The 21,727-nt window shown below is 47.1% G+C and carries 20 protein-coding genes; 1 reads left to right on the top strand and 19 read right to left on the bottom strand.

Annotation, left to right across the window (positions count from 1 at the left end; all coding sequences use genetic code 11):
• Positions 1–124 precede the first annotated feature (124 nt).
• A complete protein-coding gene (gene rfbC, locus AC1MHZ_RS18525) occupies positions 125–670 on the bottom strand; it encodes a dTDP-4-dehydrorhamnose 3,5-epimerase (RefSeq protein WP_482966772.1) in 546 nt (181 codons plus the stop codon).
• 177 nt (positions 671–847) lie between these two features.
• Between rfbC and AC1MHZ_RS18520 the strand changes: the two genes are divergently transcribed.
• Positions 848–1,579, top strand: a complete 732-nt coding sequence (locus AC1MHZ_RS18520) for a metallophosphoesterase (RefSeq protein WP_482966771.1) — start codon at positions 848–850, stop codon at positions 1,577–1,579.
• A 49-nt stretch (positions 1,580–1,628) separates the two neighbouring features.
• On the opposite strand, the gene AC1MHZ_RS18515 is transcribed toward AC1MHZ_RS18520, so the two are convergent.
• The 18 genes from AC1MHZ_RS18515 to ihfB all read right to left on the bottom strand — a co-directional run bounded on the left by AC1MHZ_RS18515 (position 1,629) and on the right by ihfB (position 21,481).
• Positions 1,629–2,837, bottom strand: a complete 1,209-nt coding sequence (locus tag AC1MHZ_RS18515) for an O-antigen ligase family protein (protein WP_482966770.1) — start codon at positions 2,835–2,837, stop codon at positions 1,629–1,631.
• A 23-nt stretch (positions 2,838–2,860) separates the two neighbouring features.
• Entirely contained in the window at positions 2,861–4,246 is a 1,386-nt protein-coding gene (locus AC1MHZ_RS18510) for an undecaprenyl-phosphate glucose phosphotransferase (protein WP_482966769.1), read from the bottom strand.
• A 290-nt stretch (positions 4,247–4,536) separates the two neighbouring features.
• A complete protein-coding gene (locus tag AC1MHZ_RS18505) occupies positions 4,537–5,658 on the bottom strand; it encodes a DUF1972 domain-containing protein (RefSeq protein ID WP_482966768.1) in 1,122 nt (373 codons plus the stop codon).
• A gap of 44 nt (positions 5,659–5,702) precedes the next feature.
• Positions 5,703–6,947, bottom strand: a complete 1,245-nt coding sequence (locus AC1MHZ_RS18500) for an O-antigen polymerase (RefSeq protein WP_482966767.1) — start codon at positions 6,945–6,947, stop codon at positions 5,703–5,705.
• 36 nt (positions 6,948–6,983) lie between these two features.
• Positions 6,984–7,922 (bottom strand): polysialyltransferase family glycosyltransferase, encoded by a 939-nt coding sequence (locus AC1MHZ_RS18495; protein ID WP_482966766.1) that lies wholly within the window; start codon positions 7,920–7,922, stop codon positions 6,984–6,986.
• Positions 7,923–8,002: 80 nt separating this feature from the next.
• The gene (locus tag AC1MHZ_RS18490) at positions 8,003–8,674 is read right to left on the bottom strand and encodes an acylneuraminate cytidylyltransferase family protein (RefSeq protein ID WP_482966765.1); all 672 of its coding nucleotides are present in this window, start codon (positions 8,672–8,674) and stop codon (positions 8,003–8,005) included.
• Between the two features lie 9 nt (positions 8,675–8,683).
• Positions 8,684–9,739, bottom strand: coding sequence for a nucleotidyltransferase family protein (locus AC1MHZ_RS18485; protein WP_482966764.1), 1,056 nt, complete (start codon positions 9,737–9,739; stop codon positions 8,684–8,686).
• Positions 9,740–9,752: 13 nt separating this feature from the next.
• Entirely contained in the window at positions 9,753–10,412 is a 660-nt protein-coding gene (locus AC1MHZ_RS18480; RefSeq protein ID WP_482966763.1) for an acetyltransferase, read from the bottom strand.
• On the bottom strand, positions 10,409–11,497 hold the full coding sequence (gene neuB / locus AC1MHZ_RS18475) for an N-acetylneuraminate synthase (protein ID WP_482966762.1): 1,089 nt from the start codon (positions 11,495–11,497) through the stop codon (positions 10,409–10,411). The genes AC1MHZ_RS18480 and neuB overlap by 4 nt, the downstream gene beginning before the upstream one ends.
• 5 nt (positions 11,498–11,502) lie before the next feature.
• The gene (gene neuC / locus AC1MHZ_RS18470) at positions 11,503–12,657 is read right to left on the bottom strand and encodes a UDP-N-acetylglucosamine 2-epimerase (protein ID WP_482966761.1); all 1,155 of its coding nucleotides are present in this window, start codon (positions 12,655–12,657) and stop codon (positions 11,503–11,505) included.
• Complete coding sequence (locus AC1MHZ_RS18465) at positions 12,654–13,805, bottom strand: LegC family aminotransferase (RefSeq protein ID WP_482966760.1); 1,152 nt, start codon at positions 13,803–13,805, stop codon at positions 12,654–12,656. Before AC1MHZ_RS18465 ends, neuC begins: the two co-directional genes overlap by 4 nt.
• An 11-nt stretch (positions 13,806–13,816) precedes the next feature.
• Positions 13,817–14,797, bottom strand: a complete 981-nt coding sequence (locus AC1MHZ_RS18460; protein ID WP_482966759.1) for an NAD-dependent 4,6-dehydratase LegB — start codon at positions 14,795–14,797, stop codon at positions 13,817–13,819.
• An 8-nt stretch (positions 14,798–14,805) separates the two neighbouring features.
• Positions 14,806–16,113 (bottom strand): MATE family efflux transporter, encoded by a 1,308-nt coding sequence (locus AC1MHZ_RS18455; protein ID WP_482966758.1) that lies wholly within the window; start codon positions 16,111–16,113, stop codon positions 14,806–14,808.
• 314 nt (positions 16,114–16,427) lie between these two features.
• A complete protein-coding gene (locus tag AC1MHZ_RS18450; RefSeq protein ID WP_482966757.1) occupies positions 16,428–17,774 on the bottom strand; it encodes a Wzz/FepE/Etk N-terminal domain-containing protein in 1,347 nt (448 codons plus the stop codon).
• 182 nt (positions 17,775–17,956) lie between these two features.
• Entirely contained in the window at positions 17,957–19,021 is a 1,065-nt protein-coding gene (locus AC1MHZ_RS18445; RefSeq protein WP_482966756.1) for an LPS O-antigen chain length determinant protein WzzB, read from the bottom strand.
• Positions 19,022–19,245: 224 nt separating this feature from the next.
• Positions 19,246–20,679 carry an MBL fold metallo-hydrolase RNA specificity domain-containing protein gene (locus tag AC1MHZ_RS18440; protein ID WP_482966755.1) on the bottom strand — a complete coding sequence of 478 codons (1,434 nt, stop codon included), beginning with the start codon at positions 20,677–20,679 and terminating at the stop codon, positions 19,246–19,248.
• A gap of 221 nt (positions 20,680–20,900) precedes the next feature.
• A complete protein-coding gene (locus AC1MHZ_RS18435) occupies positions 20,901–21,164 on the bottom strand; it encodes a LapA family protein (RefSeq protein WP_084854920.1) in 264 nt (87 codons plus the stop codon).
• Positions 21,165–21,184: 20 nt separating this feature from the next.
• The gene (gene ihfB / locus AC1MHZ_RS18430; protein ID WP_084854919.1) at positions 21,185–21,481 is read right to left on the bottom strand and encodes an integration host factor subunit beta; all 297 of its coding nucleotides are present in this window, start codon (positions 21,479–21,481) and stop codon (positions 21,185–21,187) included.
• Positions 21,482–21,727 lie beyond the last annotated feature (246 nt).

Raw genomic sequence — 21,727 nt, 5'->3', positions numbered from 1 at the left:
TACCTCACGGGCGGAATTGTACCTTGAACGGTATGGGTTTGCTGAGTTCGAGGTTGCTATAGACTCCGAACGCGAGCAGGGCCTGAAAACCAGACCTCGCTCGCAACCCCATCGTAAATACTGATCAGTCGAACAAGTCAGCTTCAGCGAGAAGCTTTCCGAGCTTGTCCTTGTCGGACAACAACGGCTCGCCCTGTTGTGGCCATTGAATGGCGACTTGCGGATCATTCCAAGCCAGGCAACGCTCATGGGCTGGCGCGTAGTAGTCCGTGGTCTTGTAAAGAAATTCGGCCGTCTCGGAGAGAACGACGAAACCGTGTGCGAAGCCTTCCGGGACCCAAAGTTGGTGTTTATTCTCTGCGGACAGATAAGCACCGACCCAGCGGCCGAAAGTTGGAGAGGAACGGCGCAGGTCGACAGCGACGTCGAAAACCTCGCCTTCCACTACGCGAACGAGCTTTCCTTGGGGGTTCTGAATCTGGTAGTGCAAGCCCCGTAGAACGCCTTTAGCGGAGCGGGAGTGGTTGTCTTGAACAAAGGTGACGGGTCTGCCGATGGCGCTTTCGAAGACACGCTGATTGAAGCTTTCAAAAAAGAAGCCGCGGGCATCGCCAAAAATGCGAGGTTCGAATAGGATAACTTCAGGGATGGTTAACGACGCTGATTTCAAAAACTTACTCCTTTAAACTAGGCAACACAAAGGACTTGAAAAAATTTAGCCGAAATAATTATACAAAAACCTAAAAAAAACTCAATTCCACAAGACAAAAAATTCAAAACCAACAAACAAAAACCAGGCACAAAAATAATAGAAACCATGAAATCAAAGTACAACGATGCGAACTAAATGCAATCATTATCCTTAAAAAAAATTCCTGCAAATCATAAAGGCCGAGACTTCATTACCGGTGATATCCATGGAAGCTTCGAACTTCTCGAAAAAATATTAAAGAAAATAAGCTTCAACACGTCTATCGATCGAATATTTTCGACGGGAGATCTCGTTGACCGCGGACCATTTTCAAAAAATGTATTGGAATGGCTGAAACAGCCTTGGTTCCATAGCGTTAGGGGCAATCACGAGCAAATGGCGATAGACTCAATAAATGGAAATGGGGATGCATTAAGACATAGTAAAAACGGAGGTGATTGGTTCTATAAGTGCTCGCACCACGTACAAAAAGAAATAACACTTGCCTTTAATCAGCTACCTATCGCAATTGAAATTTCGCTTCCAAATGGTTCCACGACAGGGATAATACACGCAGAACCCCCTAAGTGGGAGGAAGGCCTAGAATGGAGTAAATCTATAGCGCTACTAGATGAACCTATCGAAAGAAAAAGAACAGAAGCACTATTTCAGGCCTTATATGCACGAAAACGTCTAAACACAATGGACAAAAAGCCAATCTTGGGAATAGGAAATTTGTTTGTCGGTCATTCAACAGTTCCCAAACCGTTAAGACTTGGCAATACTTTTTATATTGATACAGGCTGCTCGTTCCCTGACGGAAGCCTAACGATCTTTGATATTAAATCAATGACGAGCACATCAATCCAAAGCGAGAAAAATTTTTAAAAAAAGGGCCCAAATAGACCCTAAAGAAATCAAGAACTTAGCTAATTTTTTATTTGTGACGTGGAACCGCCAATAGCACTGATACCGGCAACCAAAAAACGACCCAATAATCGCCAGGGCGAGTAAAAATCCGCTCTACATCAGTGATCATCGCTATCATCGAAAACAATAATGCGGGAAACGCCAAAACCACCCAAGCCTCGTGCCTTAAAGTCCAAGCCTTGTAACTAATTGTCGCAACTCCCACAAGCAGTAACGCAAGAGATACTAAGCCGCTATCATATACTAGCTGCAAATAAAGACTATGAGCATGCGGCGATATAGTTTCTTGGCCTGGCCATTTATACTCAAAAGGCGTGCCCAGGCCGTAACCAAGTAACCATTTACCTTCCATTACAGAATAAAAATACTCCCATATAGGGCCTCGACCCGACAGCTTCCTATATACAATCTCAAAAATTATTTTATCCCACCACATAAGGAGTGCACTACATACGAGCAAGACACCAGCGCCCAGCAAAAACCACCCGCGGCGTGAGTTAATCATTAACACTATAACAACAGAAGTTACCGCAAGACCGATCCACGCCCCTCGCGTATATGTAAGCAACACATATATGGATAGAATTGAAAAACAAGTTAGCCAGAAAGAGGATCTAAAAAAGCCAGCATTCTTGTCTAAAGCCAAACCTAGCGCCCAACTTGCTATTGCACCGTGAAAAATACCTGCAGCGACAGGCCAACCATAATTTGCAAACTCGCCATAACCCATACGATCAATGCGAAACGCTCTATAAGCTAGCGATTGCTTCAAGATAACGTATTGATACAACAAACTAAGAAAAGCCCCAATGGAAACTAAAGCGATCCCCCAGAGCAGAGCACGCCGAAAGTAAACCTCCTTATCATCCAACAAAATTCTAACTGCAACAATGAAAATTGCGATATAAAGCCCACGCTTAGCTAATGAAAGAGGATCCGTATCACTACCGCTTGCCCAGAAAGCACTCAGCGAAACCCAACCCAAAAACAAGCCCCAAGGAAGGTAATAGAAGTCAAATTTTCTTTTCCCCCCCAAAAAAAGCAAAAACAATGCGGGAAGAAGCAACCAAATGTAAATCTGTGAATTCCTAGCACTCCCCGAAACAATAAAAACTTTACCGCTAACCAAAACTACAAGCCCAATAGCCATAAAAGCAGCGAGAACTGCCTTCCAATTAGAAAAAAAAACCCAAATGGCTCTGTCAATTTTTAACACTGCAACCCCCAAAAAACAAATATTCAATATGCGTTTCTATTAACAAACCCCTTCAGTACAGTCATGAAAATTATTTTTACGTCTAGCCATATAGTCCAATTATCAATGTACCAAAGATCATATTCCACCCGCTTTTGCATTTTCTCTAATGTATCGGTTTCACCACGATAACCACTAACTTGAGCCCAGCCAGTAATGCCTGGCTTAACCTTATGCCTTTGCATATATGACTCTACCAAATCTTTATAATACTCATTATGAGAGAGCGCATGCGGCCGAGGCCCAACAATTGACATTCGGCCTTGCAACACATTAAAAAACTGTGGCAATTCATCAAGGCTTGTACGACGTAGAAAAGCTCCAACCCTTGTCACTCTGGCGTCATGCCGAGTGGCTTGCGTAACAGTACTACCCCCTTCTTTATGCACGACCATACTTCTAAACTTGTAGACTTTGAAACGCTTCCCATTAATCCCTGTTCGATATTGCTTGAAAAGAATCGGGCCTTTAGAGGTAAACCGTATTGCCAAGGCGATAATAACACAAACGGGAAGTATCAATAATGAAATTATAGAGCCCAAAATAATGTCTTCTGCACGTTTTACTATACGTGCCCCACCGTCCATTGGGCTACAACTCAAATCTAATGAATAAACTCCAGCAATATGGCTAACTTTATGATTTAATAAGCGAGTATCACCCCACTCTGGAATAAACCTGACAGCCACCGTATGGTGACGGAGTGAATACATAATTGTACGAATAGCCCCCCCTTCACTTAAGGGCAGACACAGCCAGACTTCATGCACACCTAGCTTATCCACTATTTCTGGAAGTTGACTCTCCCAATTTTCATCCCGACTAAACGGCAAAATTTCAATTATCTTAAACCCAAAAACTTCTAAAGAGCGCCCTTGGATTAATTTAGACGCCGTCACCCCACCGGAGTCGATCAAAACAACAGTCTTTAGATTCATACCTGAAGCCCGGATTTTTTTTAAAAGCATAAATGCTGAAATCCGAAGCAAGAGGCTCATACCTCCACCGATTACCAACATAGAACTAAACCAAATTCTCGAGTAATTTTCTGAAACTTTCAGAAAAAAGCTCAACGAAAGTAGTAATCCCGCTGCCGCCAACCAGGCCACAATTAAAACGCTAAACTGCCTGATGAAAGCGTAACCACGCTGCGAACCATACCCTCCTCCAACGCCCAAACAGAGAACAACTATGATCGCCGACAATGTAGTGGCAGTATTATAGCGCCCATTCATCTCAAACATATCGAAACGATAATAGTGAGCAACAAGCCCAGCTGCAATAACTATGAAAAAGTCAAGCAAAGCCACAAAAAGTGGTACGGGGTAGCGCTCTGCAAAAGTAGGCTGGTAGCGTGGAATGGCTTGCATAGTCCCAAAAAAACTCCAACAGATTCATTTAACGTTTAGTTGCTAAATCCAATATCGCCAAGTCAGAAACCAATCGAGACCGAGCCCACGAGATTGACACCGACCAACGAGGCTCTGGCCCCAGTCTAGTCTCGGAGCCGTACAGAGCTAACGGCTGATGGATAGTCTAACACGGTTATCCGTTATCAGAAAATTAGGGATGAAGCACTAACCAACGGCGTATATTGCATAAAAAGCTCCAAGCGAAAAGCGGTTCGCTTGGAGCTAAAAAATATAATGAAGAACAACTTCTATTTCACAGAATACCAACTGAGAAGCAGCTGCTCATATTCCCGCAAAATTTGCGCCCATGTAAAACGCTCAGTAAACCGTTTAATACTTGATTGTTTCATCAGCAGAACAGCATCATCGTCTTGAAGGATTTGATCAAACAAAGCCGAGCATTCTGCTTCAGTAGCAAAATATCGCGCATCCGCACCAGCAACCCATTTGTTAAAACAATTCTCATGCGCAAGGACCGCGCATCCGGCCCCTAAAGCCTCAACGAGTGAAGGGTTAGTACCGCCAACCCGATGGCCATGAAGATAAAATCGGCTAAAATACCGCAGAGATCGAACTATTTCAGCATCGTATATAGCACCTGGGAATATAACTTCGTCACTCGCGGCGTCAATGACTTGCTTATGATACAAGTTTGTCTCAGGTATAAAATTTCCTAATACAACAAGTTTGTGATTTCGTTTTTTTGCACTAAATGCCTTGATCATTTCCAAGAACGAGTTTTCTGGTTCCGGACGCGCAATAACTATTGAAAACTCCCCCGCGACCACTCCAAACTGGCTTAGAATTTTTTCTTCGGCCTGTCTAACCTCATCGCCCCCATATGGAATCATTGTAATTTTTTTATGATTCACTCTCGTAGACAAATGAGATTTAATATCTGGGTGGTCGGCAATTAGATGGTTCCCTACCCAACACCCTATGCGCTCATTAATCCAGAACCACGTCTTTGCGAGCCCTCCCCACTTCTCCCGCCGCCACTCAATGCCATCCATGTTAATTATATTAACTTGCCCTTTCAAACGCTGCATTACATTAAATATTGCAGTATTATAACCAAGCGTAAGGAAGAGCCCTTGCTGAGACAGCGCGTGCCAAGTAGCTCGCCAATCAAATATAATTGTCCCTAGAGCTCCTTGACGCTTTACCGGAATATGAATTCTATTAATTCCGCACCAGTCACTTTTCCAAACGCCCTTTCCTTTTTCCTCTTGACAATAAACAGTAACATCCCATCCTCTAGAAACAAGGTAAAGTGACAGCTTTTCAGCAAAAGTCTCAAATCCGCCGTGCTGCGCCGGAACTCCCCTTGTCCCTAGAATATATAATTTTTTTCCTGTAAAAGAGCTCACCATCAACACCTATTAATTAAAAACTTAAGAGTATCCCAATGGGTTTATGCATTATTTTTATGCATCAGTAAACGCATAGAAAGTACAAGACGAACCCCCAAGCCAAGCAAAAACAATGGAATGCCAAAATATAAGTACGGAGATACGAACCCTGCCGCAGATACACCGCTAGTCGTTACTGAAAAAATTAATAGTAATAAAAACGACAATCCAGAGCGCCCAACAAATACTGGCCATAAAACATAGGACGATGCGACTAGAACACCTGTAAAGGCTGGATAAAGAACTGCACCCCATATTCCAAAATCTATATATCCTGCACCAATATAAGACGGCGTAATACCACCTCCTGGAAAATCATAGCCTAATACTTCCTTAAGATGAGCACCTAAATTTATATCCGGCCCCGGAACAATTACTGCCAATTCCATCAAGATCCCTTCCCCATGCAAGAAGTCTTTATAATTAGACAAAATTACGTCTAAATTATAGAGCGTAACAAATGACCTCCAAAAAAAACTGGCCATGAAACGCTCAAGAACATCTCCTTCACCTTTTCGCAGCACCCCCATAAAAACAAAAAAACTTAAAGCAAAAAAAGCAAAAATAGTTATCTTAAAGGATGGGACTTTTCCGAATTTATTATATAGGTAGTTTAGCCCACAAATCGCAACAAGGAAGGCGACACCAGAACGAAAACCAAAAGAAACCATGCAAATAACGGCAACCAAAAACATGAACACCTTAATGATAAAGGATCGATCAGCTCGACTGACAGCCCAAACAGTACCCACCAATAAGAATATCTGCGCAGGAATAACCAGTATTCCGTTACCACTCATAGCAGCTACGCGTTCATCTTCAAAACCTTCTCCTGCTGACATACTTAAGAGAGCACTAAATCCACTCTTAAAAACAACAGCGATTGTCAATAAAACTCCTATAACCCAAAACAAATCTGACAAAATATTTGATTTCACATCTGAATGAGAGATGAAGCGTTCATAAGAAATTGACGAAAGACGTAACCGAATATACTTCCCGATGACAAAATATGTTACAAAAGCAGACAGAGTAGTCACGACATACGATGCAAGAACTAAAAACAACGAAATTTGCTGTATCTCATATGCTGGATACAAGTTGAAATAGAAAACAAAAACACCCAGCGAAAGAAAAAACAAATGATAATCCAACATAAATACTATGGGATTGGCAAGATCAAAAAAACCCCATACTCGCGCATGAGTGACGATTGCTATTACAAATAGAACAAATATTAAAATCATGACGTCAGTTCACCTCGCTCGGTAAGCAAGTCATTTTTACAGCGCTTTTACGCCAAATTTTTTTAAAAGATCTGACATCAAAATATCACCCTCCACTGTATTAACCCAATGCGTCTCTGAAGCGCACGAGTAACACTTTACATTGTTGAGCATCGTCGCCGCATTTATTAATGCTGAACTATAGAAACCCCAAACACTACCAACTTTCAAAATCACAGTAACCTCTTCTGCAGTTAACGATTTTAGCTCATCGGAAAGCAGCTCAAAATTATCAGGCAGTCCGATAAAGCGCTTCCCTTCAGACCAATAATTGTGGTGAGGTTTTACATATACCTTATCGAATGAACTCATTCCTTTATAAATTTTCGCCCTAAGGCGAGCCGCCTCTTCCTTTGAATATATGGCTTCAATATCCTGATCAACAAACAGAGCGATATTCGGATCTGGTGAGCCAACAGCGACAATAGCGCTATCTATTTTTGAAATAACACCATGTTTTTCTGGCAAGTACATCATTTCAGGTAGACGAACAAATGTCCCTGTTATTTTTCGCTGCTCGCAACCGGACAAATAACCTTTAATAATTTTATACTTATAAAGAAAAAATGATGCCAGTATAGCTTTTTTTCGAGCCTGCTTAACTAACACCTCGGGAAGCTCGACATGAAGATAATTCATCAAACCATCTTCATATATATAGATCTTTTCTACCCTTGAAGAATAAAAAAAATAATTTGCCAATAAGTGCTCTGGATGAGGCAGAAGTATAGAGATGTTGCCACCAATTAAAAGTTTAAATCGATACCAGAAAAAAAATATAATTTGCCTCAATCTATAAACAAAACGATTCTCGTTCGGACGGCGATAAAAACTAATGCATTCGTAACCACTGCGCTCGAAACGTTTTTCAATGTCTTGAAGCAAAAGGGCGTGCAGGGCAGTATAACCAAAAACCAAAATAAATTTTTTTTTCATGCTCTATCCACCGTGATGTTGCCAGCAGCTAAATTATTAAACCTAATATTGGAGGCGCACAAGAGCATCAAAAAAGATACCTAATTGCTTTCCAGCATTAAATATTCACAAATTTTAAAATCTAACCATGTATCTATATCTATTGAACGTGCCTGAGGCATGACATATGCAAAAACACTATTTGAGTAAAAGGTTTTATTTTCCATCAATAATGTCTTGGGAAAAATATAAATTGCCCCATTAATTCTATAAGACTTCTCTAGGTCTTGGCTTCTCTTGACTGAATGAAAGTCTACTCCGAAAAATTTACCTTCCGTATTAATTTTTCCCGACCATTCAAGAGGATGTTCAACTTCACAAACACTCACTACTGTTTCATGAGCGGCATATTCATAAAGCGCCATTGCCGCAGCAATGTCTTCGCCTGTCCGTAGAGGTGAGGTTGGTTGTAGCAGCAGAACATTACCCACACCGTTTCCGTACATACTAATACAATCTAAAACGACATCAATCGTCTTAGCCGTGTCACTTGCAAGACTTGAGTCTCGTTTATGTGCAATCACTCCATATGAAATAGCAATTTTTAGAATTTCATCATCATCGCTGGTTACTACTATTTTTTCACTGACATTTGAGCTGAGGGCCGCTTCGATAGTCCAAGAAATTAACGGCTTACCGTGCAGCATTAATATATTCTTATGAGGAAGCCGCTTACTTCCTCCTCGTGCAGGAATTACAATCAGAGATGACATTAGCTATTCCTACACATTGAATACACTTAAGACATCTGATTGTGCACGCTTAAAATCTTCCATACGGCCAATATCCAGCCAATATTCATGGATAGGAAACATATTCACTGATTGCTCTTGCTTCATGGCATTTTCCAATACTGTTGGCATATCAATCTTTGTGCCTGGCTTTATGCTTTTTACTAACTCCGGTGACAGTACATAAATTCCAGCGTTAATAAAATGATGATGCACCGGCTTTTCAACCATTGAGATGATTTTATGCCCATCGCTTTGAACTACACCATACGGAATCTGATGCTTGTACTCACGCACGCACATAGTCGCAACCCCATCGTGCGCTTCATGGAAGCTTAGAAGATTCTGGAAGTCTAAATTTGTTAATAGATCACCATTCATCATAAATAATGGCGAATTTATCTCTTCATGGGGAAGTAACCCCAAGGCTCCGCCAGTCCCCAAAGGCTCATCTTCATGAACGTAACGGATACTAACCCCCCAATTACTGCCATCACCAAAATACTCACGGATCATTTCCGGCATATAATGTGTAGAAATGAAAAATCTGTGAAACCCCGCGTTAATAAAGCCCTGCATAATTAATTCTAAAATTGGCTTCTCGCCAACCTTTAATAATGGTTTCGGACAGGTGTGTGTAAGGGGATGCAAACGAGTTCCGAAGCCACCAGCCATAAGGAACACAGGATTATTAAGGTGGCGCTTATTTAACAAGCCATGAAGAGTTTCTAGACCTACTACTTTTCGCTTTTCATCTATTACAGGCAATTGCAGAAGCTGGAATTTTTCCATTACTGACAACATGCGCTCCTTAGTCCATCCGCGCTCAGCAACTTGAGGTGTAGTATGCATCACGTCGCGCAATGGAGTAGTTAACGAAAGATGTCGTAACAGTGCTCGGCGTACGTCACCATCAGTTAAAGTTCCTAGCAAACAGCCCTGAGCATCCGTTATAATTACGATTCTCAATGCTTCACGATCAAGCACAGCTATGGCAGTTTCCAGAGACGTTTCTGGACTAAGAAGCACTGATTGCCATTGTTTCATGATGTTTTCCTTACTATTTGTCTGACGACGCTATCTTCGATTGGGGTTTAGGTCCAAGCAGTACTTGATTGGCCAGAAGATCACGCACTAACGTTGCGCCTGCACCAATGATCGCGCCTTGGCCAATCCTTAAGCCTTGAATAACTTTTGCACCGCATGCAATGAAAACATTCGACTCTACTTCCACCCCACCACATAGAATAGCGCCAGGAGCTATATGAGTATGTGCACCTATAGTACAGTCATGATCTATGCCAGCCTGAGTGTTCACAATACAGTTTTTACCAATCACCACGTCTGCTTGGATCACAACGCCAGCCATGATCTGAACGCCATCGGCTAAACTAACAGAGGGATCGACCCAAGCGGTAGGATGCACCAACGCAGGAAAGAGGAAACCTAGTCCTGAAAGTTTTTCAAAAATCTCTTGCCGTATACTGCCTTGGACGAGCTGCCCAATACCATTGATCAGACCTACATGGGCGCTATTCATGTTGGCGAGAGCGCTATCCCCCCCCAGAACCGGAACACCCCGCCAACTCTGGACACCCTGTTCTGCCAGAAAGGGATCGCAGACGCCAATGACATCCCAACCTGCCGCCCGCGCAAGCGACAACGAGACCTTTGCGTGCCCCCCTGCCCCGAGCATAACCAACGATAATTTTCGGCTCATGTGTTAATAATCTCGCCTGCCTGATAATCTCGGCTGGCTGATTGCCCTACTAATTCCCACAGCATTGCTGGCGCCAAACCTCTGCCGCATCGGGCAGTTGTAAGATCTGTACGTAGAAAAGTGCTTCCAGCAGAGATGGCTCTAGCAGCAATAACCTGTTGCCTTGCAGCCTTACGAGTGTCCCACTCACTAGCTTGAGGTGCTTTACAACCATTTCCAAATGCAAGCTGCAGCGCTCGAATATCAGCAACCATTTCAGCAAGCTCATCAGGTTCCAACGACGCTTTGTGGTCCGGACCAGGAAGGTTACGATCAAGCGTGAAATGCTTTTCGATGACTTTCGCCCCTCGAGCTACCGCAGCTATAGGAATCAAGGTACCTTCTGTGTGATCGGAATATCCAACGGCCAGACCAAAGGCATCCGCCAACGTATCCATTGCCCTGAGATTTACTTCAGCAGCAGGGGTCGGATACTGCGACGTGCAGTGCAAAAGAGTTACATGCCCCTGCAAAGCTTTCCGACATTCAGGTTGGCTCCAGAGTCGCCAAACCTCATCAAGCGAAGAAGGTTCTTGATCAGAGTTCAAGGCGTGAGAAATGACCGCAAGCGCAGTTTCAACCTCCGCTAAAGTTGCCATGCCAGTAGAAAGAACCAGCGGTTTTCCAGTACGTGCAAATAACCAAAGCAACGGGGAGTTTGTCAGCTCTCCGGACGGAATTTTGAAAATTGGTATATCGAGGCTGCACAAGAAATCAAGGCTATCACTATCGAAAGCAGTAGAAAGGAATTCGATTCCTTTTTTCCGGGCATACTCTTGCAGGTCGCAATGCCATTCTTGAGGAAGTTCCAGCTTTTTTAGCATCGCCAGTTGGCTTTCTTGGGCATCTGTGCTTTTTTTCTGATAAGCTGCTTTGGGAGCACTTGCGGAAGCTAGTTTTTCTGCGCTGAAAGTCTGAAACTTTACAGCATCAGCACCGGCCGCTGCAGCTGCATCTACTAACGCAAAGGCCAAGTCCCGTTCGCCATTGTGATTCACGCCTGCTTCAGCGATGATATAAACTTTTTCAGAATCTGATGTATACATGAGGATCAAACCAAATCATGGAAGTGCTTAGGGGAGATAACGTCAAGCTGCTCAAGATGATGCAAGATGTCATGTGTCGCATTCCCCTGCCCATATGGATTTTCGATATTCGCACAAGAAGCACGGAAATCATCATCCAAAACTCGGCGTAAAGTCTGACTGATATCAGTGCGACTAGCATTGCAATGCAATACTGAATTTGCAGCAAGACGGCCTTGCTGGCGAGCTCCAATATTTACAGTCGGCACACCAAAGGATGGCACCTCAATAATACCGCTAGAAGAATTACCAACGACAGCGGTAGCCATTGATACAGCGCTGAGGTATCGCTTAAAGCCAAGCGAGGGAATTGCGAGAACACGTTCTGGATGACGTTGAGCGTATTGCTCAAGTAGCGGAATGATAGCTCGCCCCCCATTGTCCGCGTTAGGATAAGTTAGAATCACTTGGTGATCCGGAAACTCGTCCAGCGCTTCCAGCAACGCTGTGAAACTTTCTTTTGGATCCTCCTCCAACAAAGTAACCGGATGATAGGTCACCAACAGGTAGGGGCGCTTCAGCTCGAACCCAAGACTGCTTGATAGATCCTCGAGACTCATCCGGTCTGAACGCATCAGATGATCTAGACCAATCGCCCCTACATTGAATACTTTGCTAGGATCTTCTCCCATTTGAATAACACGACGCCGATACGGCTCGGCAGCTACGAAATGCAAGTCAGACATTTTGGTAATAGCATGTCGAATTGCATCATCGTAAGCCCCTTCTGTAATCTCCCCGCCATGTAAATGAGCCACAGGAATACGCATAATCAATGCAGACTGAACGATCGCTAGAGCTTCAAAACGGTCACCAAGAACCACCAGTATATCCGGTCGCAGACGATCGAGAGCATCTGCGAAACCAATAGTACCAAGGCCCATGGATTTGACTACTCCTACAGGACTATCAGACGATAAAAGCATTTCAATCTTAGCGTCTATTGTGAACCCGTCCCGTTCAATTTGCTCCCAAGTTGATCCGAACTCGGGAGAAAAATGCATCGCTCCGGCAATCACTTGTAGCTCAAGCTGACCACTGGCTTGAATATCTTTCATCAGCCAGTAAAGAAGACCATATTCAGCCCTAGTACCAGTAAAAACGGCAACCTTGCGGTTCATACCTGAAACTCCGGCAATACGCTGCTTGGCAAATTTACGACTCTGGCGGACAGCCACTCCGCCGTGCTTAAATCACCTTTCATACTGTGTGAATACATTGAAAGGTGATTCATAAGCTGCCAGATGGGACGGGTCATCACTCCTTTATCATTGGTGGCCTTCAAGAGCGCCTGGCGCTGCTCCAAATCTTCGCAGATCACGCCATTAAGCCAGTAATTTGATCGGCATCCGCCTGGTTCTTTTATGAATTGCAACGGCCCATTCTTTAATTGGGCAGAATAACGATCGGCGAGTTCGCGCTTAGCGACGACAAATTTATCTAACTGCTCAAGCTGAGCACAACCAAGAGCAGCATTCAGATTAGGCAGTCGATAATTGTAACCGATTTCATCGTGTACATATTCGTAAGGATGCGGCTTCTTCGCGGTGGTAGTTAAGTGTTTTGCATGCACCCCCAACTCCTCACCCGTGAGAATCATACCACCACCGCCGGTTGTTATGATTTTATTACCATTAAAACTGAGAATACCCAGCGCCCCAAACGTACCAGTGTGCTTTCCTTTATATAGACTTCCTAGCGACTCGGCCGCATCCTCAACCAAAGCAATGTTCCAACGGGCACAAACAGAAACCAGCTCATCTAGAGCAACTGGATGCCCGAACGTATGCATAGGAACACTTGCACGGATAATTTTATTATTGGCTCGAACACGACATAGCCCGTCATCGCAAATAAATGCATACTCTTCAAGCCAAGCTTCCATCGCCGAGGGCGAAAGCCCCAATGTTTGACGGTCTACATCGATAAATAAGGCTTCAGCACCACAGTATGCAATAGCGTTGCAGGTGGCGATGAAAGTGAGCGGTTGAGTGATAACCAGATCTCCAGGACCAACACCCGCCAGCTTCAACGCGATATGCAGTGCCGCAGTGCCATTGACAGTTGCCACCGCACGAGTGCTACCTGTATAGGCGGCCATGTCACGCTCAAAGCGATCAACAAAGGCTCCAACGCTCGACACAAAGGTTGATTCAATGGTGTCGACCACATAATCCCGTTCATGCCCCCCAAAAACAGGAGCATGGAGTGGTATGACCTCTTGGGTACGGTACTGTTCGCGAATAAAGCTGATCAGGTTGTCGAACATGAGTTGATGCCTCAAACGTTATAAATATCAGCTTTGTACTTTGCCAGATTATCCGGCTGGGTAAACCAATCGATCGTAGCCTGTAGGCCTTCACGAATCGAGTACTGCGGCTCGAACCCCGTAAGTCCTTTGATCTTGGTGTTATCGCACCACAACCGGAATACTTCGGACTTTTCAGGACGAATACGTTGATCGTCGGTTAAAAACTCGACATCACTCCCCATCAATTCTTTGATGAGATTTAGCGTATCACCTACGGAAATTTCATAATTTGAACCAATGTTGACAGTATCACCAATGGCTTTATCACAACGAGCCAAATCAAGGAATCCTCGGCAAGTATCAGCTACATAATTAAAGTCGCGCGTTGGAGATACGTCGCCTAGCTTAATCTGTTTTTTGCCACTTGCAATCTGACTGATTATAGTAGGAATTACTGCGCGAGCCGATTGACGAGGACCATATGTATTGAAAGGACGAGCAATTGTCAATGGCAGATCGAAGGCGTTAAAAAAACTCATCGCCATAGCATCCGCTCCAATTTTTGAAGCACTATATGGCGACTGTGGTTGCAGGGGATGCTTCTCATCGATAGGCACATATTGCGCCGTACCGTATACCTCACTCGTCGAGGTATGAATCACTCGCTGCACGCCATTATCCAGCGCGGCCTGGCATATATTAAGCGTCCCTTTAACGTTAGTATCTACATAGCTATCAGGCGCAACATACGAATAAGGAATCGCGATCAGGGCCGCAAGATGAAAGACCACATCAACATCTTTAGTTATATATTTACAGTAGTGTGGGTCACGTACATCGCCGTTCAGAACCTGAATATCCGCCAAACAATCTACGTCCTCGAGCCATCCCCAATAGTTAAACGAATTATATTGCGAGAGAGCTTTGACCTGATACCCCTCACGAACCAGTAATTCAGTGAGATGAGAGCCAATAAATCCATCCGCGCCTGTCACAAGAGCTCTTTTCATAATTCCTCTCACACCCGTCTTTTATAAAACAAATAAATCGATGGACTCAGCAAATGGTAGGCGATCGCCTTCCATACTGTACTAACTCCAAACCCAACAACCAAGCCAGCAAGCACCGAAGCGCTAGCTGAACTTTTTGAAAACGCAGCCACTACCAGCACAAAAACAGAAAATCCTGCTATATGACTAACAACAATATGCTTATCTTTTCCTTGGGCATAAAGGCCAAACTGCGGAATCATCCCCAAACTAAATATCACAGTCGCCAGCATCACCCACGCGAACATCCAGGACTGCCCAATATAAATATCCTTATCAAGCACTAAAAGCACATAAGGCATTACACATACGGCAAAAATACCAAACAAAACACTTATTATTAAACACTGTATAGCGAGTTTACGCATATGATAGCGATATATATCTAATTGACCTGCATTGTGAGCAGCGATCAATGCTGGATAAGTATATACAAAGACCCCTGCATCGAGAAATGAAACCAAGGCATTTGAAACACTCATAAACAGCACATACGCCCCCACGACTTCAAGATTAGTCAAATGCTCAAGCCAGTACCTGTCCAGCGTAAAAATACCACGAGTAGCCAACGTAGAGACTAAAAAAGGTATCGCGGTATATACGCCAACCTTAATCCATCGCCAATCTACGGCTCGATTCCAGCCCCGCGACTTTTTTTGAGCTAGATAGACGAGGGAAACCGCACACGCACATACCCCCCCAACTACCCAGCACAACAAAACAAAATCTAAGCTCTGCTTCTTAACATCGAAAAACATTAGACCTACGGCAATGATAGCCCATAGACCGGAACGTAGGAATAAAACCAAACTCGCAACAAGCTGAGCCGACAAAGCAACCAATACCCTGTTTAGCTCCTGTGCGAGATGTTCAAGAACCAACAAAGAGAAAAACCAATAGATCAACGAGATCGGAAGAATCCCCTTCCAAAAAGAGATGCTTATAATAGGCACAAACACAACATACATACAAAAACTCAGAGCAACTTGAGACTTTATAATGTCTCCCCAGTCCCCCGGGTTACGCTTTATGATTTCCCGTGTAGTATAGGTATAAAAATCCAAGCCAACCAAATATAGTGCATAGCTGACACTAGCAACAATAAGCCCGTACAGACCTAGCTCAGCAGGCGCTAAAAATTTTGCAAGAAATAGAACCAGCAAGAACTTACTGGCCAAAGTTGCGCCGCGAAGGCCTACATTTATAAGCTTTTCTATATTTTGCCTTTTTTGCAAACTTAACGGCGGCCGCCGATCTTCCCGGCCCTCAGCGTGCATCCACCTGCTCCTGTCGGAAATGCTGAAGCGTGAGTGAGGATTGATTTAGCTCGAACACGTTTTCCCCGTATCCAGACTTTCAGATTGACCCTAGCAACCAGTGATTGGGCCAATATTAAATTGACATCACTTGGACGCTACCCAAGCGGAGTATTATCGCCTACCTTCGCCCGCTGTGTTACATAAAAATTCCAAACAGATGCTTATCAACGCCTCTCCTCGCAACGCCAGCCGCCTAGCGTTGATCGCTTAACTCAAGCAAGAAGGCGCCTCACGCCTTAGACAAAGCACCCCTTCCAGCTCAGGGTCAGAGGTTATCTCAGGACGATTGGCATCTTCGCGTCATGCTCTTGAGTTTTTGACACGGCGGAAATATCCACCTGATGGACCTCATAGGGACGCATCTGCATCATATAGCGCAATACAGCCACCGCAAGCCCTAGCCCACAGCCCAGCACCAAGCCAAGCATCAACACCAATCCTTTCTTTGGCCACACCGCGTTGACAGGGTCCACCGCTACGCGATCAACAGTAACCAACTGTAAGGTACTCATGTCAGTGCTAATTGTTGCGAGGCGAGCACGCTCTGCCCGCAGACCCTCAATCCCTCTCAGGAAAAGCTCTTCATTTTGCCGAGAACGCAGGACTTGAACTTTACGATTGTTTTCTAGCAGTAACAATTCCTTGCGAATTTCCGCTACTCGTGGGTCAGCAAAATCGTCGGAAGTACGATTACGCAGGGCACGCTTTTCTGCCTCAAGAGCGTCCGTACCCATAAAGTAAAGGGGTATTTGTTGATTAGTAACCTCGGTCCGAATTACATTAGCCGCCGACTCCAAAGCCGCTTGTCCAAAGCTAGAAGGAGTAGAGGGTCGCTTCAGCCCTAATGATTGCGCTATATTAATAGCCTCATTGAGTTGAGCAATACGGTTATCGCGACGCAACTTCAACTGCAAACGCAGAGCTCGCAACTCATCATTTAACTTTGCTCGCTTTAGCGTATCTGCCTCAAGCAACTCCGCAATCTTACTATTCTTGCCTGCCGAATAATCCACACGCGCAACATCCAACTTCGCATCAACTTCTTTGATACGATTCTGGATTATAACTTGCAGGTCCCTAGATATTTGTTGCCGCTCGTTCACTATAGCGTATTGAACGAGACCATTGAGAACAGACTTTCCGTCTAATCCTTCAGGATAGCGCATTTCCAAACCGACAAATTTTTTTAATAAATCGGTTTTCTTAGGGTCTGGCTGGATAAGCTTCAACGCTTTGAAGTTAAAATCTTCGAACGCCTGCTCCAACGTACGGCCGTCTTTCATGAAGGCGGCTTGCAAAGCTGAACTAGAGCGGAAATAACCCAAGCGAGTGTCATAAGAGTCAAGCGCCGAGCCCACGCGCTTCAACGCAGCCTCTGGTGGCAGAGAGTAAACTTGGCTGCGGTTCAGCTCATCTAAATCATTCAGCGCTGCGGGACGCAAGACTGTGCTGACCTCATATTCTGGCGTTACGCTAAATATATACACTACGGCCATTGCGGTGCATAAGCCAGCGACAGCCCCGATCAGAAGCTTCTGTCTCCAGACAGATCGAAGCATCGCCAGAAGGTCTATTTCATCATGAGAAACCGCATGTGGGGTTGGGATAATGCTGGTCACGGCATGGCCTGTTAGTCGGTGGAAAATTATCCCACCTGACAGGAACAGTCATTTCGCCATCATAGCGCCTAGCCGAAGCCAGCATAAACTATCCCTGTCCAGTGCGGACGAATGGCGGCCATTCTGACAGTTCGGATCCCAAGATGCCAGCATCATGCTATTGGATAGCCATCGTAACCCTGTCAGCTTTCTCGAACCCTACGTGCATTAATTTCGGCCCGGAGGTTTCGCAAGAGTGCAAGCAGCACTCCCAAAATGCCTCCCAGCACAACGCCCAGCGCTACGATAAGCAATTTTTTAGGTTTTACCGGCTTATCCGGAGACTCAACAGCACCGTCCTGCCTGTAAACCTGGATCACGCCCGGATCAATCTGCAACGTACGGTAAAACGCCAGGGCCTCTTGCCGTTGGCGCAGATTCTTCACGAACGCATCATCCGACGTACGCTTGCGCAAATTATCGATTTCAGCTTCGAGCGCCTTGCTACCACGCATGTACATCAACGAGCCGTCCATGCCAGCCGAAACCTCGCTTGACAAGGTATTCGAGATGATCGGTGGCTTCTCGAGGCCAATCGACTTGGCCACGCGCAGCGCCTCAGTCAGTTGTACGATCTGGTCTTCACGCTGTTTGCGGGCGCTTTCCAGCGCCGCGTTGATCTGCTGCTCAAGGTTATTCGCTTTGATCGTAGCATCAGCTTTCACATCCCTGACGACTTCCGTACGTCCGCGACGCCCCGCCATTTCGAGATAACGGACGACCCACTCGGCAGCTTGCTGAGGATCAGATACGTTGGCTTTTACAAAGAAACGATTGGGGGTTTCCTTGGCAGCGATACCGAGCGTCAGCACATCCTGAAAGCGACCATAGAGCTCATCCTGCGATCCACCACGCTCATCCTCAGGCAGACTCGGCAGGTATACGTTGCGGAAGAACTCCCTACGCAACGACTCCGACTGAAGATTCCGCAGATAAATGTCATAGACATCCTTCACCGTCAGCATGCTCAAACCCGTGTTCCCGCCGCGACCATAATTCAGCGGGGAAACATCATTTTGAGTCGGGGGTTGCACAAAAACCTTCGCCTCATACACAGGCTTGGCCAGAAACGCATACGCCACCGCAATCGCCGTCACGACTACAGTCGTCACGATGATCAACACCTTCTGCTTCCACAGTCCCTCGATCAGCTCGAAAAGGTCAATCTCGTCACCAGTACTACTCAGGCGCTCAGGTTCGTTGCGCATCTATTCTGTTTTTCCTTGGGTCACGTCTATCCGCATGCTCCGGTAGCCCATCAACCAACCGACCGTCCGTCGGTGGCGCAAGCCACTCAATTGAAGCGTAGCGTCATTTTGCCAACACGCTCAAGAACCGCCGTACGCCTTAAGCATTAATCAGCAGTAGAGGGAACCCGACCAAAGAAGTTCCCTGCTTTCCGACCAAAATTCACCTTGCCGCCAAACGGCGTTCACGGAATTGTGACGTCCAGCTCATACCCCAGCGCCTCGTAACGTAACCGCAACGCCCGGGCCAAGGCCTGCTTCGCCCTCCCCTCTCCATGCACCAGCACCACTCGCCTCGCCGGCTGGCCCTGGCCGAGGGCAAACCGTACCAACCCTGCCTGGTCCGCATGCGCGGAATACCCTTCGAGTGTCATTACCTTCGCACGTATCTCATAACGCACTTGATCCAATTCGACCCATGCCGTCCTGTCCGCGCCACTGCTCGCCTGGATCACCGCACCCGGCGTACCTCTGGCCTGGTAGCCCACGAACATCACCTCATGCCGCGGATCCTCGAGCATGGCCTTGAGGTAATTGACGATTCGCCCACCCGAGCACATGCCATTGCCGGCGATAACGATGGCGGGTCGGCCGGTGCTCTTGAGGTAGTTGACCACCTGCTGGTGCTTGGCATGGGTATCGATGCAGATCAGTTGGCGGAAACCCAATGGCTTGCGGCCTTCGCCCAGGCGTTGCCTGGCTTCGGTGTTCCAGTAGTCGTGCAGCTCGCGGTAGGCCTGGGTCACGCGCCGGGCCAAGGGGGAGTCGAGGATGATGGGGAGTTGGGACCAATCCAGCGGGTCGGCACCGGGCTTTTCTTCATCGGTCAGCAGCGCTTTGCGGTGGAGGATGTCTTCCAGCTCGTAGAGCAGCTCTTGTGTTCGGCCCAGGCTGAATGCTGGGATGAGGATGGTGCCTTGGTCCGCAAGGGCGCGGTCGATGGCGGATTCCAGGCGTTGTTGGCGCTCGCTGCGGTCTGGGTGCAGGCGGTCGCCGTAGGTGCTTTCGAGCACCAGGATGTCGGCGCTTTCGGGTGGCTGCAGCGGACGTAGCAGTGGGCTGTCGGGGGCGCCGAGGTCGCCTGAGAAGACGACGCGGGTATCGGTTGCCTGTTTGGGGTAGCGGACATCGCACTCGACATAGGCAGAGCCCAGCAGGTGCCCGGCGCGCTGGAGGCGTATGCGGCATTCGAGGCTGGGGGTTTGGGTGATGGTGCGCCACTGGTCGAAGGGGAGCGGGACGACCAGGCGGTTCAGCAGGTCCAGGTAGCGGTCGATCTGTGCGGGTTCGCTGGAGATGCCGAGGCGGTAGGCGTCTTCGAGGATCAGCGGCAGGAGTTTCGCGGAGGGCTCGCTGCACAGGATCGGGCCTCGGTAGCCGGCGGCCAGGAGTGTGGGGATGCGGCCGACGTGGTCGAGGTGGACGTGGGTGATGACCAGGGCCTGGATGCCGGTGATGGCGAAATCGAGGGGGGTGGTTTCGCTGTTGGGGGTGGCGTCGGTGCCTTGTTCCAGGCCGCAGTCGATCAATAGGCTGTTGGTGGTGTCGAGGTGGAGTTGGTGGCAGGAACCGGTGACGCCGCGGATGGCGCCGTGGTGTGAGAGGTTGGGGTAGTCCATGCCGGTAGGCCTTCCCTGTGCGGATTGGAATTGGGTATTAGCCCATGTGGCTTGGAGGGAGTTACAGGGTGGGCTTCCTACATGAGTGTAGGAAATATCTGGTTGGTGAGTGGGGTGTGGAGGTTTGGGGAATTGCTGGGGGCGCTTTGCGCCCCTTTCGCGGCGCAAGGCCGCTCCTACCGGATCGCGGGGGCTTGGTTGGGCCGCGCGGAGAAATGGTGTCAGTTACCGGAGAGGGCAGCCTGGCGGGCGGAGGCGCGGATCTTGCGCTTGCTGCGCAGTACGCCGTAGGCACCGAGCAAGGGGCCGACGGCGAGGCCGATGACCAGGGCGGCGATGACCAGCACGGCTACCGGCACGGCGGGGGCGGCCCAGCCGAACAGGACCAGGGAGACGCTTTGCTGGTTCTCCAGCACGAAGAACAGCACCACGGCTGCCAGCAGCAGCACGAACAACGCCGCCACGGCGCGCTTGAGGTTACGCATCAGACTGCTCCTTCTGCCCTTCAGGTGTGGGCGTGTTCTTCTTCGTTGACCCGGTCGCGCAATTCCTTGCCGGGCTTGAAGTGCGGGACGTACTTGCCTTCAAGGCTCACCGATTGGCCGGTCTTCGGGTTGCGGCCTACGCGGGGTGAGCGGTAGTGCAAGGAAAAGCTGCCAAAGCCGCGGATCTCGATGCGATCGCCGGTGGCCAGGCACTGGGACATCTGTTCAAGCATGGTCTTGATGGCCAACTCCACGTCCTTGGACGAGAGCAGCCCTTGATGGGTGACAATACGTTCGATCAGCTCCGACTTCGTCATATTTTTCCCTTCGTTATCAAGCAGCTAGATCATTGCTTAACCAGTTTGTAGCACGCTCTGAAAGATTTGAACAGGGTGCATCTTGACTTAATAAAAAAATTCAAGAATGGGTGGGGCGTGAACCCCAGTGGTAGAGGGACTTGAGCGTAGGGAGGCTGGGAGAGGGGCTGGCTGCGCGAGCTGGGCGTGGAAGGGACGTGAACAGTGGTGCTTGGGCGGGCGCTATCGCGGGGCAAGCCCGCTCCC

Source organism: Pseudomonas sp. FA-1 (assembly GCF_056856075.1).
The sequence above is the reverse complement of the archived record's forward strand: the minus strand, read 5'-3'. Positions and strand labels throughout refer to the sequence as shown.